Here is a 12691-nt window from a genome sequence, read left to right as displayed (position 1 = left end):
CAGCCAGACTGGTCAACGCGGCGCGGTCAGGGCAGGTGGCGAGGTCAGCGCGGGTCTTCTGACCCGTGCCACAAAGCGCGATTCACCGAGAGAACCACATCGCCGCGGCTCGGGTCCGGCTGCCTGACGATCGGGATCGGAAGGCTCACACCTTGACGAGGTCGTCGGCGTGGATGACCGGGCGCTGCATGGTTTCGGGGAGGTCGGTGGTGGAGCGGCCGAGCATGGTGGACAGTTCGGTGCTGTCGTATTCGACGACGCCTCGGGCGATGACCTCGTCGGTGGGGCTGACGAGGTCGACCACGTCGCCGCCGAAGAAGCGGCCGCGCAGGCCGGTGATGCCCGCGGCGAGCAGGGAGCGGCGTTCGGCGACGGCGGCGACGGCGCCGTCGTCGAGCAGGACGGCGCCGCGGGTGTCGGCGGCGTGGCGGACCCAGAACTTGCGGCCCGACAGGCGGACGGGGCGGGCGGCGAAGGCGGTGCCGACGGTACCCGAGGAGAGGGCGGTCGCGGCTTCGGCTGCCGAGGCGAGCAGGACGGGGATGCCCGCGTCGGCGGCGAGGCGGGCGGCCGACAGTTTGGAGGCCATGCCGCCGGTGCCGAGCGCACCACCGCTGCCCGCGATGACGCCGTCGAGGTCGGCACTGCCGCGCACCTCGGGAATGAAATTGGCGGGCCCCTTGCGCGGGTCGCCGTCGTAGAGCCCGGCCACATCGGAGAGCAGGATCAGGGCGTCGGCGCCGACGAGGTGGGCGACGAGGGCGGCGAGGCGATCGTTGTCACCGAAACGGATCTCGTCGGTGGCGACGGTGTCGTTCTCGTTGACCACCGCGACCGCACCGAGGGAACGCAACCGATCGAGGGTGCGCTGCGCGTTGCGATGATGCTCACGACGCGCGAAATCATCGGCGGAGAGCAGTATCTGGCCGACCGTGCGGCCGTAGCGGGCGAACGAGGTTCCCCAGGCGTGCGCCAGGGCGAGCTGGCCGACACTGGCCGCGGCCTGTTTGGTCGCCAGATCCTTGGGCCGCTTCGACAGGCCCAGCGGTGCGAGCCCGGCGCCGATGGCACCCGAGGACACGACGACCACATCGGACCCGGCGCGCATCCGCGCCTCGACGGCATCGGCGAGCAGATCGAGCCGGCCGGTGTCGAGACCGCCTTCGAGGCTGGTGAGAGCCGACGAACCGATCTTCACCACCACGGTGCGCGCCGACACGATCGCGGCCCGCCCCTGACTCAGCTCCGAACCCACCTGCATCGCCCAACTCCCTGCACGAATCGTCGTCGACGGGCTCGCAGGAGCCCTACCGCAGTATGCCGACCGACTCGTCGCGCCCGACAGCGAATTTCGCCGGGCGCGACACCACCGTCAACTCTTCCGTTCACCGTTCTCGTCGAGCAGACCACGCCGCGCCTGCGAGGCGAGCTTGCGCTCGGCCGCGCCGACCCGCTCGTTGGTCTCGAGCCGCAGGTCGGTGCCCCGCCCGGTCGGCTGCATGTCGACACCGGCCGAGATCTGCGGCTCCCACTCGAAGGTCACCTCGCCGATGGTCACCGGGCAGCCGGGTTCGGCACCCTGCTTCACCAGCTCCGCTTCGACACCGAGACGAGCCAACCGGTCGGCCAGGTAGCCCACGGCCTCGTCGTTGTTGAAATCGGTCTGGCGGATCCAGCGTTCCGGCCGGGTGCCGCGCACGATGAAACCGCCGGGTTCCTGCGGATCGGCGATCACGCTGAACCCGGACTCGTCGGTCGCGATCGGGCGGATGATCGGACGCTTGGGCGCCGCCTTGGGGTGGTCTTCGCGGTACTGGCGGACCATGTCGGCCAGCGCGAAGGTCAGCGGACGCAGACCGGCGCGGCTCACGGCCGAGATCTCGAAGACCGGCCAGCCGCGGGCGGTGAATTCGGGTGTCACCATCTCGGCGAGCTCTTTGCCGTCGGGGACGTCGGTCTTGTTCAGGATGACCACACGCGGGCGGTCGGCCAGGTCGCCCAGGCTCTCGTCACCGGAGAGCGCGGGCTTGTACGCGGCGAGCTCCGCCTCGAGCGCGTCGACATCGGAGACGGGGTCGCGGCCGGGTTCGAGGGTCGCGCAGTCGACGACGTGGGCGAGCACCGCGCACCGTTCCAGGTGCCGCAGGAAGTCGAGCCCGAGGCCACGACCCTGGCTGGCGCCGGGGATCAGGCCTGGCACGTCGGCGACGGTGAAGGTGGTGTCGCCGGACTGCACCACGCCGAGGTTCGGCACGAGCGTCGTGAACGGGTAGTCGGCGATCTTCGGCTTGGCGGCCGAGAGCACCGAGACCAGCGACGACTTACCGGCCGACGGGAAACCGACCAGACCGACGTCGGCGACCGACTTCAGCTCGAGAACGAGATCGAGTTCCTCGCCCTCCTCGCCGAGCAGCGCGAAACCGGGCGCCTTGCGCGCCTTGGACGCCAGCGAGGCGTTGCCGAGCCCACCGCGACCGCCACGGGCGATGATGAACCGGTTGCCGACGCCGACGAGGTCGACCACGACCTTGCCGTCGCTGTCCACGACCACGGTGCCGTCGGGCACCTGCAGCACCAGGTCGGTGCCCTGCTTGCCGTCGCGGTTACCACCCTCACCCGGCTTGCCGTTGCCCGCCTTGGCGTGGGGATGGAAGTGGAAATCGAGCAGGGTGTGCACGTTGGCGTCGACCTCGAGGATCACATCGCCACCGTTGCCGCCGTTGCCGCCGTCGGGACCGCCGAGCGGCTTGAACTTCTCACGGTGCACCGAGGCACAACCGTGTCCACCTCTACCGGCACGAACATGCAGCACGACGCGGTCGATGAATTTGGACATGGGTTGATCCTCCTCCTTCTGACTTGTCGTTTTCGGTAAGGTGTCCGGTTTTGTAGTGAAAGTCTACGAACACGACAGAGCGGGTCAGGGAAACCCTGACCCGCTCTGGTGTCCGTGGGGAGCTGACGCTCCAGGCGGTCAGGCCTGGACCGGCTCCGGGACAACGATGTTGACGGTCTTGCGGCCACGCTTGGTGCCGAACTCGACCGCGCCCGCCGCGAGGGCGAACAGGGTGTCGTCGCCACCACGGCCGACGTTGACGCCGGGGTGGAAGTGGGTTCCGCGCTGACGGACGAGGATCTCGCCCGCGCTGACCTTCTGGCCGCCGAAGCGCTTCACGCCGAGGCGCTGGGCGTTCGAATCACGACCGTTCCGGGAGCTGGATGCACCCTTCTTATGTGCCATTGCTTCGTCTCCTCGGGAATTCTTACTTGATGCCGGTGACCTTGATGACCGTCAGCGGCTGACGGTGACCCTGGCGCTTGTGGTAGCCGGTCTTGTTCTTGAACTTGTGAATCCGGATCTTCGGACCCTTGGTCTGATCGACGACCTCGGCGGCCACGGAGATCTTGGCCAGCTTGTCGGCATCGGTGGTCAGATCGGCGCCGTCGACGACGAGAACCGGGGTCAGGGCCACGGCGTCGCCGGGCTTGCCCTCGATCTTCTCGACCTTCACCAGGTCACCGACCGCGACCTTGTACTGCTTTCCGCCGGTCTTGACGATTGCGTACGCTGCCATCGGTCGGCTTCCTCCACTCACGTTGGTCCTGCACATGTCCACGCCGCAGCTGCGACGCGTATTCCTGGGCTCATCCCCGCACGTGCGGGGGAAGAACGTTAGCTGCCTGCCTGCGGTATCACCCGGCCGTCCGGCCAGATGCCCAATCGCTGGGCAGCGACCGACCTAGGTTACCAGAACGGTATGCCGTCCCCCAATTCGGCCGGTCAGGGCCGAATCGGGGGACGTCACCTCAGTTCGATTCCGGCGCAGGCGCGCCCGCCGGACGGCCCACCGCACGCCTGCGCGGCTTGCGCTGCGGGACGACGACGGGTTCGGCGTCGAAGTCCACGACGGCTGCCGCGGGCGGCTGCTCGTTCGCCGAGACGACGAACACCGCGCCCGCGCTGTCGGCGGCCGGAGCCGCCGTCGAACGGGCTACCCGACGCCTACGCGGCGCCCGGGCGGCCGGTTCCTCGGCCACCGGTGCGGGTTCCTCGGCGACGGGAGCGGCAGGCTCCTCGACGGGTTCCTGGGCGAGCGAAGACGATTCGACGGGCTCGACCGTCGGCGCCTCGTCGGCCGGGGCGGGCGTGACGACGACCTCCTCGACCACCTCGTCCTCGGCCGGGACGACCCCGGTCAGCGCGGGGCTGTCGATCGCGGTCTCGGTCTGCGCGGCGCGGTTGGACCGCCGCGACCGGGACCGGGAGCGCGAGCGGGCCGGCTCGGGCGCCGGCTGCTCGGTCTCGACCTCGGCCTGCACCGTCTCGCCGTCCTCGTCGCCGTGGTGGGCGGCCATCGCCAGCGCGACCGGGTGGGCCCGCTTGACGGCGATGTCCTCCTCGTCGTGCTCGGCGGCCGGTGCCGTGCCGTTGGTGGCCGGTGCGGCCGCCTGGGCGGGCTTGGTGTCGCGGTCCTTGTCCTTGCCGCGACGACGCCGCGAACCGCTCTCCTTGCCGCGCGGTTCCTCGATGCCCGACCCGGAATCGACCGGGTAGGAGTGCACGAGGATGCCACGGCCGTGGCAGTGCTCACAGGTGGTGGAGAACGCCTCGACCAGGCCGGTGCCCAGCTTCTTGCGCGTCATCTGGACCAGACCCAGCGAGGTGACTTCCGACACCTGGTGGCGGGTGCGGTCGCGGCCGAGCGCCTCGGTAAGGCGGCGCAGCACCAGATCGCGGTTGGACTCGAGCACCATGTCGATGAAGTCGACGACGATCATGCCGCCGATGTCGCGCAGCCGCATCTGGCGCACGATCTCCTCGGCCGCTTCCAGGTTGTTCTTGGTGACGGTCTCCTCGAGGTTCGAGGAGCCGGAACCGGTGAACTTGCCGGTGTTGACGTCGACGACGGTCATCGCCTCGGTGCGGTCGATCACCAGGGTGCCGCCCGAAGGCAGCCACACCTTGCGATCGAGCGCCTTGGCCAGCTGCTCGTCGATGCGGTAGGCGTCGAACACGTCGACACCATTGTTCTCGTGCCGGTTCACCCGCGGCAGCAGGTCGGGGGCGACGGTTCGCACGTAGTTCTCGACGGTGCTCCACGCGCGCTCACCCTCGATGACCAGCTTGGCGAAGTCCTCGTTGAACAGGTCGCGGATGACCTTGACCAGCATGTCCGGCTCTTCGTAGAGAGCCTTCGGCGCGTCCTTGGCCGCGTTCTTGGAGGCCTCTTCGATGGTGCGCCAGGTGGCCTGCAGCCGTTCCACGTCGCGCGCCAGCTCGGGCTCGCTCACGCCTTCGGAGGCGGTGCGGATGATGACGCCGGCGTCGGCGGGCACGATCTCGCGCAGGATCTCCTTGAGCCGCTTGCGCTCGGTGTCGGGCAGCTTGCGGCTGATCCCGGTGGAGGTGCCACCCGGCACGTACACCAGGAAGCGACCCGCGAGGGAGATCTGGGTCGTCAGGCGGGCACCCTTGTGGCCGACCGGGTCCTTGGACACCTGGACCAGCACCGTGTCGCCCGGCTTGAGCGCCTGCTCGATCTTGCGTTCCTTGCCGCCCAGACCTGCGGCCTCCCAGTTCACCTCACCGGCGTAGAGCACACCGTTGCGGCCGCGGCCGATGTCGATGAACGCGGCCTCCATGCTCGGCAGCACGTTCTGCACCTTGCCCAGGTACACGTTGCCGACCATCGATGCCTGACCGGAGCTGGTCACGAAGTGCTCGACGAGGATGTTGTCCTCGAGCACCGCGACCTGCGTGGTGGTCTGGTGGCCCGGTGCGTGCTCGGCCGGATCGAACGCCTTCTCGCGCACGACCATCACCCGGTCGACGGCCTCGCGACGGGCGAGGAACTCCGACTCGGTGAGGATCGGCGGACGGCGGCGGCCCGCGTCGCGGCCGTCGCGGCGGCGCTGACGCTTGGCTTCCAGGCGGGTGGAACCGGAGATGCCCTGCACCTCGTCGGAGGCACCGGCCCGGCTGCGGCTCTTGTTGCGCGGCTCGCGCTCGTGCACGACCGTGTTCGGCGGGTCGTCCTCGGCGGCGGCGTCGGTGTCGGCGGACTCCCCGCCGACCTTGCGACGGCGACGGCGCCGACGGCGGCGGCTCGCACCCTCGGGCTGGTTGTCGTCGTCTTCGTCGGTGTCGTCGGACTGCTCGGCCTCGGCCGGGGCGGCCTGCTCGGCGGCGGGCTCGTCCTCGGTGTCGTGATCGTCGGAGTCGTTGTCCTCGCCGTCGGCGGACTGCTCGCCACGGCCGCGACCACGACCACGGCGCCCACGGCGACGGCGGCGCGGCTGCCCGTCGGCGTCGTTGTCGCTGTCGGAATCGGTATCGGTGTCACCGGACTGGTCGGTGGCCTCGGTCTCGTCGAGCGCCTCCGGCTCCTCGACGGGCTCTTCCACCTTCTTGGGCGCGCGTTCGGCGCGACGGCGCTTGCGCGCCTCTTCGGCGGCGCTCGCGTCGGGCGGCAGGAACAGCGGCATGCCGACCGAGGGCGCCTCGAAGGCCACCGGTTCGGGGGCCGGTTCCTCGGTCGACCGGTGCGTGAACAGCCCGGTGTGGGCGTCGTCGGCCATCGGGGCGAACACCTCGTCGGGGCGCGCGACTTCGGGCGCGGAGAACAAGGTGGTGGTCGGGTCGGCCGGCTGCTCGGCGACGGGTGCGGTGGCTTTCTTCCTACCCCTGGTGGTCGGGGCGGGTGCCGGGGGTTCGCCGGTTTCGGCGTCGGCGGCGGCGATCGCGTCGCGTACGGTCTCGGCGACCGCCCGGTCGACATTGGATTGCACGCTGCGCGCCTCGGCGCCCAGCTCGGCCAACTTGGCCAGGATGCGCTTGCTGGTCACTCCCAGTCGTTTGGCCAGTGCATGAACTCGAATTCGCTCCGGCAATTGATCGGCATCCTGTTGTGTTGTGTCCAGCGGCTCTTGTTCGGCCACGAAGTCTCCTCGGGCCCCCGGGCGCGTCCATCCCCGGTACGGGAGTGACGCGGCCGGCGCGGGGGCATCGTCCGTGCACCTCGTACCCGATGGTACGAGGGTCATCTGGTCTCGCCCCGCGTATCCGGTCGCGCCTGGAATCGATCATCTGGCGGGCCAACCGGTCACGCGGCGCCTGGCTGTACGGCGTGACGCCGCGCGCTGAGGCGCTCATCCAGCGTGCCCGGCAACCCCAGCAACAGGGTTGTCCATGGCAGCGATGATCGGCATCCAACTGCGGTGTCATCCGGTCATGTCCGTCGCCGCTGCCGCGTACCTGCGCGTCAGGCTGTCACCGACCGCCCTGGTGGGGCTTCGATGACATCGGTATCGAACACATCCGTCTTCAGTATCCCATATGGTTCGCGCGGTGATCGCCATCGGCGCAACTCGCGCGCGGAACCGTCACTCGAGCCCGTCGCGTCCGAACCGGACGCGACGAGCGAGGACAGCACCGTCAGGCGGGGGATTCGGGGAACCAGAGCGCGATCTCACGCTTGGCGGACTCGGGCGAGTCGGAGCCGTGAACGAGGTTGTACTGGGTCTCGAGACCGAAGTCGCCGCGGATGGTTCCGGGGACGGCCTTCTCGACCGGGTCGGTGCCACCGGCGAGCTGGCGGAACGCGGCGATCGCGCGCGGGCCTTCGAGCACGGCCGCGACGACCGGGCCGGAGGTGATGAATTCGATCAGCGAACCGAAGAACGGCCGCTCGGCGTGTTCGGCGTAGTGCTCGCCCGCCAGTTCGGCGGACACGTTCTTCAGCTCCAGCGCCTTGATGGTGAGGCCCTTGCGCTCGATGCGCGCCAGGACCTCGCCGACGAGGCCACGGGAGACACCGTCCGGCTTGATGAGTACCAACGTCTGCTCAGTCACGCGCTAACCCTAGCGTCGGGTAGGCATCCACGCCGAACGACCCCGTTCAGGACTGGGTCCGGCGCATCCGCTGGCTCGGCAACAACCCGGCGTCCATGCGTCGTTGCACGTCGGCGCGCAGCAGCAGGATGAATGCCCACACGGCCGCGAACACCAGCCCGATGATCCCGATCGACAGGTGGATGAACGTTCCCGCCAGCACCAGGACCTGCAGCCCGAGGTTGAACGGGATGGCCCACGGCTTGCGCTGCAATCCGGCGCCGAGAATCATCAGCAGTGCCAGGACCACCAGATAGGTGCCCGAGAACCAGGTCACCCCGCCGCCGACCGAACCGACGACCGGCAGCGCCAGCAACACCACGATCGCTTCGAGGATCAGCGTCCCGGCCATCACCCCCCGGAATCCCTTCCAGGGATCGGTAGCGGGCGGGGGTACCTCACTCATGCTCGATCCGTTCGGCGTGCTCGCGTCGTTTTCCGGCTGACCACTCACGCCGGCCCCTTCCCGAACAGGGCGCGGGCGGCGCCTGCGGTGACCACCGATCCGGTGACGATCACGCCCGCACCCGAGATCACGTCGCCGTCGTCGCCTGCCTGTTCGGCCAGGGCGATCGCCGATTCCAGGGCGTCGGGCAGGGTGTCGGCGGTGATCACGCGTTCGTCGCCGAAACGCTGGACGGCCAGGTCGGCGAGGGTGTCGACGTCCATGGCGCGCGGTGACCCGTTGCTGGTGACGACGATCTCGTCGAACACCGGTTCCAGGGCGTCGAGGATGCCCGCCGCGTCCTTGTCGCCGAGGACGGCGACCACACCGACCAGCTTGCGGAAGTCGAATTCGCCGGTGAGTGTGTTCGCCAGCGCCTGCGCACCCGCCGGGTTGTGGGCGGCGTCGACGAAGATGGTCGGCGCGTTGCGCATCCGTTCCATCCGGCCGGGACTGGTGACGGCGGCGAACCCGGCGCGTACGGCCTCGATGTCGAGCTGACGCTCGGCCCCGGCCCCGAAGAACGCCTCGACGGCGGCCAGCGCGAGCGCGGCGTTGCGGGCCTGGTGTTCGCCGTGCAGCGGCAGGAAGATCTCGTCGTAGACCCCGCCGAGCCCCTGCAGGGTCAGCAGCTGGCCGCCGATCGCGACGGCCCGTTCCAGCAGCCGGAACTCCGCGCCTTCGCGCGCGACCGCCGCGTCGGCCTCCACGGCCCGGCGCAGCAGCACGTCCATCACCTCGGGGGCCTGTTCGGCGATCACCGCGACGGTGTCGACCGGAACCAGAGCTTCCTTGGCGCGCTTGATGATTCCCGCTTTTTCCTTGGCGATCGACTCGAGGTCGGGGCCGAGGTACTCGGTGTGGTCCAGGCCGATCGGGGTGATGACGGCGACCTGGCCGTCGATCACGTTGGTGGCGTCCCAGGTACCGCCCATGCCGGTCTCGACGACGGCCACGTCGACGGGTGCCTCGGCGAACGCCGCGTAGGCCATGCCGGTGAGCACCTCGAACTTGCTCATCGCCGGGCCGCCCGCCTCGGCGGAGCGCTGGTCGATCATGTCGATGTACGGCGCGAGCTCGTGGTAGGTCTCCACGTACCGGGCGGGGCTGATCGGCGCGTTGTCGATGCTGATCCGCTCGGTCGCCAGCTGCAGGTGTGGGCTGGTGATCCGGCCGGTGCGCCGGTGCAGGGCGGTGAGCAGCGCGTCGATCATCCTGGTCACCGAGGTCTTGCCGTTGGTGCCCGCGATGTGGATGGCCGGGTAGTTGTGCTGCGGGTTGCCGAGCAGATCCATCAGCGTGCTGATGCGCGTGAGCGACGGCTCGATCTTGGTTTCGGGCCAGCGTTTGTCGAGTTCGGCTTCGACGAGCGCCATTTCGGCCAGCTCGACCGGCGACGGACCGGTGCCGAGCTGGGCCGGGCGGTAGTCGTCACCGCCGAAGCCCGCCTCCTCGGGGCCGAGATCGCCGTCGTCGGGGCCGATGTCGCTCACTTGGCGCTCAGCTCCGCCAGGCGTGCGCTGATCCGGGCGACCTCCGCGGTGGCCACGTCGCGGCGAGCGGTGATCTTGTCGACCACCTGCTGCGGCGCCTTGGCCAGGAACGCCTCGTTGGCCAGTTTGGCGGTGGTCTGGTCGAGGTCCTTCTGCGCGACCGCGAGATCCTTTTCCAGCCTGCGCCGTTCGGCGTCGAGGTCGATGGCGCCGGAGGTGTCGAGCTGGACGGTCACCGTGGCCGTGGACAGGCGGACCTCCACCTCGGCGGTGGTCGAGAAGTCGTCACCGGGTTCGGTGAGGCGGGCCAGGTTCGCCACCGACGCCGCGAAGCCGGCGAGTCCGGCTTCCTCGATGCCGACCAGCGTGGCCTTCACCTTCTGCTTGTCGGCCAGGCCCTGATCGCCACGGAAGCGACGGATCTCGGTGATGAGGCGCTGCGCGTCGGCGACCCGCTGGGCGGCCCGCTCGTCGGCGGCCACACCACTGGCCTGCGGCCACGGCGCGACCACCACCGATTCACCGCCGGTGAGTGCCTTCCACAGGGTCTCGGTGACGAACGGGATCACCGGGTGCAGCAGGCGAAGCACCGCGTCGAGCACATTGCCGAGGACCACCGAGGTGCTCTCGGCGCGCGCGTCGGACTCGGCGAACTGCACCTTCGACAGTTCCAGGTACCAGTCGCACAGCTCGTCCCAGGCGAAGTGGTACAGCGCCTCGCAGGCCTTGCCGAATTCGTAGGAACCGAACGCGGAGTCGACATCGGCGCGGACCCGGTCGAGCCGGTCGAGGATCCAGCGGTCGGCGTCGGTGAGGGTGTCGCGCGCGGGCAGGTCGCCGGTGCGCGCACCGTTCATCAGCGCGAACTTGGTGGCGTTGAACAGCTTGGTGACGAAGCTGCGCGAGGCGAGCGCGTGCGACTCACCGACCGAGAGGTCGCCGCCGGGCTGGGCGCCGCGGGCCAGGGTGAAGCGCAGCGCGTCGGCGCCGTAGGAGTTGATCCAGTCCAGCGGGTCGATGCCGTTGCCGCGCGACTTCGACATCTTCTTGCCGTGCTGGTCGCGGATGAGGCCGTGCAGGAACACGTCTTCGAACGGGACCTGCTTCTGCCCGCCCTTGCCCGCGGTGAGCACCGGGTCGTCGCTGACGTACATGCCGAACATCATCATCCGGGCCACCCAGAAGAACAGGATGTCGTAACCGGTGACGAGCACGCTGGTCGGATAGAACTTCGCCAGCTCGGGGGTGGCGTCGGGCCAGCCCATCGTGGAGAACGGCCACAGACCCGAGGAGAACCAGGTGTCGAGCACGTCGGGGTCCTGCACCCAGCCCTCGGGGGCCTGCTCGTCCGGGCCGAGGCAGGCGATCTCGCCCTCGGGCCCGTACCAGATCGGGATGCGGTGGCCCCACCACAGCTGACGCGAGATGCACCAGTCGTGCATGTTGTCGACCCAGTCGAACCAGCGCGGTTCCTGACTGGCCGGATGGATCTTCACGTCACCGTCGCGCACCGCGTCGCCCGCGGCCTTGGCCAGGGTGTCGACCTTGACCCACCACTGCATCGACAGGCGCGGCTCGATCGGCTCGCCGGAACGCTCCGAGTGACCCACCTGATGCTTGTAGGGGTACTTGCGCCCGACGATGCGGCCCTCGGCCTCGAGGCGTTCGCGGATCTTCACCCGCGCCTCGAAACGGTCCATGCCGTCGAATTCCGTTCCGGTGTCGGCGATCCGGCCCGCCTTGTCCATGATCGTCGGCATCGGCAGGCCGTGGCGCAGGCCGAGTTCGAAGTCGTTGGGGTCGTGTGCGGGGGTGATCTTCACCGCGCCGGAACCGAACTCCGGATCGACGTAGTCGTCGGCGACGATCGGGATCTGGCGGCCGGTGATCGGGTGGTACAGCGTGGTGCCGATCAGCGCCTTGTACCGCTCGTCGTCCGGGTGGACGGCGACGGCGGTGTCGCCGAGCATCGTCTCCACCCGGGTGGTGGCCACGATGACGTGCGGTTCGTCGTCGTTCAGGGAGCCGAAGCGCATGCTCACGAGCTCGCCGTCGACCTCCTTGTGGTCGACCTCGAGGTCGGAGATGCCGGTCTGCAGCACCGGCGACCAGTTCACCAGGCGCTCGGCGCGGTAGATCAGGCCGGCGTCGTAGAGCCGTTTGAAGATGGTCTGCACGGCGCGCGAGAGCCCGTCGTCCATGGTGAACCGGTCACGGCTCCAGTCGACACCGTCACCGAGACGACGCATCTGCCCCTGGATCTGGCCGCCGGACTCGCGCTTCCAGTCCCACACCTTGTCGATGAACAGCTCGCGACCGAAGTCCTCTTTGTTCTTGCCGTCGACGGCGAGCTGCTTCTCCACCACGGTCTGGGTCGCGATACCCGCGTGGTCCATGCCCGGCAGCCACAGCACCTCGTACCCCTGCATCCGCTTGCGGCGGGTGAGCAGGTCCATGAGGGTGTGGTCGAGCGCGTGCCCCATGTGCAGGGTGCCGGTGACATTCGGCGGCGGCAGCACGATGGAGTACGCGGGCTTGGCCGAGGTGGCGTCGGCGGTGAAGTACCCGGCGTTTACCCAGCCCTCGTACAGGTCGGCCTCTACCTCGCTGGGATTCCAGCTCTTGGGCAGGGCATCGGCACGATTACGCGAGTTGTCTGGGGCTGCGCTGGTCACGCCCCAATCCTAAGGGGAACGGACAACCGGCTTTCCCCCGCCTCACCCCGCAGTCCCAGCCACGTACGACCCGACCTCGAGGAGGGTCCGCCGCGAACCTCGAGCGCGCCGGCGCTCCAACAAAACAGAGGCGAGGTCTTCGGTGGATGAGGGACACCGAAGACTTCGCCTCTCGTGGTCGACTCTA

9 protein-coding genes are annotated in these 12691 nt (G+C 69.2%); all 9 read right to left on the bottom strand.

The genetic code is table 11. The annotated features are described in order from the left end of the window. Positions 1-145: 145 nt before the first annotated feature. Entirely contained in the window at positions 146-1261 is a 1116-nt protein-coding gene (proB, locus tag ACWEVR_RS19305; protein WP_452468046.1) for a glutamate 5-kinase, read from the bottom strand. A gap of 111 nt (positions 1262-1372) precedes the next feature. After that, the gene (gene obgE, locus ACWEVR_RS19300; protein ID WP_452468045.1) at positions 1373-2836 is read right to left on the bottom strand and encodes a GTPase ObgE; all 1464 of its coding nucleotides are present in this window, start codon (positions 2834-2836) and stop codon (positions 1373-1375) included. 138 nt (positions 2837-2974) lie between these two features. After that, a complete protein-coding gene (rpmA, locus tag ACWEVR_RS19295; protein WP_067486232.1) occupies positions 2975-3241 on the bottom strand; it encodes a 50S ribosomal protein L27 in 267 nt (88 codons plus the stop codon). Between the two features lie 22 nt (positions 3242-3263). After that, positions 3264-3575, bottom strand: a complete 312-nt coding sequence (gene rplU / locus ACWEVR_RS19290) for a 50S ribosomal protein L21 (protein WP_067486230.1) — start codon at positions 3573-3575, stop codon at positions 3264-3266. Positions 3576-3807: 232 nt separating this feature from the next. Beyond that, positions 3808-6939: a translation initiation factor IF-2 N-terminal domain-containing protein gene (locus ACWEVR_RS19285; RefSeq protein WP_452468044.1), complete on the bottom strand. Its 3132-nt coding sequence runs from the start codon at positions 6937-6939 to the stop codon at positions 3808-3810. Between the two features lie 496 nt (positions 6940-7435). Next, on the bottom strand, positions 7436-7852 hold the full coding sequence (gene ndk / locus ACWEVR_RS19280; RefSeq protein WP_439263604.1) for a nucleoside-diphosphate kinase: 417 nt from the start codon (positions 7850-7852) through the stop codon (positions 7436-7438). 46 nt (positions 7853-7898) lie between these two features. Beyond that, complete coding sequence (locus tag ACWEVR_RS19275; protein ID WP_067642365.1) at positions 7899-8297, bottom strand: DUF4233 domain-containing protein; 399 nt, start codon at positions 8295-8297, stop codon at positions 7899-7901. A 44-nt stretch (positions 8298-8341) separates the two neighbouring features. Further along, entirely contained in the window at positions 8342-9829 is a 1488-nt protein-coding gene (folC, locus tag ACWEVR_RS19270; RefSeq protein ID WP_439263606.1) for a bifunctional tetrahydrofolate synthase/dihydrofolate synthase, read from the bottom strand. Continuing rightward, entirely contained in the window at positions 9826-12504 is a 2679-nt protein-coding gene (locus ACWEVR_RS19265) for a valine--tRNA ligase (protein ID WP_452468043.1), read from the bottom strand. The genes folC and ACWEVR_RS19265 overlap by 4 nt, the downstream gene beginning before the upstream one ends. Between the last annotated feature and the right edge of the window lie 187 nt (positions 12505-12691).

Source organism: Nocardia sp. NPDC003979, assembly GCF_053605015.1.
This window is presented reverse-complemented; position numbering and strand designations above follow the sequence as displayed.

What these genes read in the sequence shown, in the direction of transcription:
- proB (WP_452468046.1), bottom strand. Translation starts at nt 1,261, where the DNA reads ATGCAGGTGGGTTCGGAGCTGAGTCAGGGGCGGGCCGCGATCGTGTCG.
- ACWEVR_RS19275 (WP_067642365.1), bottom strand. Translation starts at nt 8,297, where the DNA reads ATGAGTGAGGTACCCCCGCCCGCTACCGATCCCTGGAAGGGATTCCGG.
- obgE (WP_452468045.1), bottom strand. Translation starts at nt 2,836, where the DNA reads ATGTCCAAATTCATCGACCGCGTCGTGCTGCATGTTCGTGCCGGTAGA.
- rpmA (WP_067486232.1), bottom strand. Translation starts at nt 3,241, where the DNA reads ATGGCACATAAGAAGGGTGCATCCAGCTCCCGGAACGGTCGTGATTCG.
- rplU (WP_067486230.1), bottom strand. Translation starts at nt 3,575, where the DNA reads ATGGCAGCGTACGCAATCGTCAAGACCGGCGGAAAGCAGTACAAGGTC.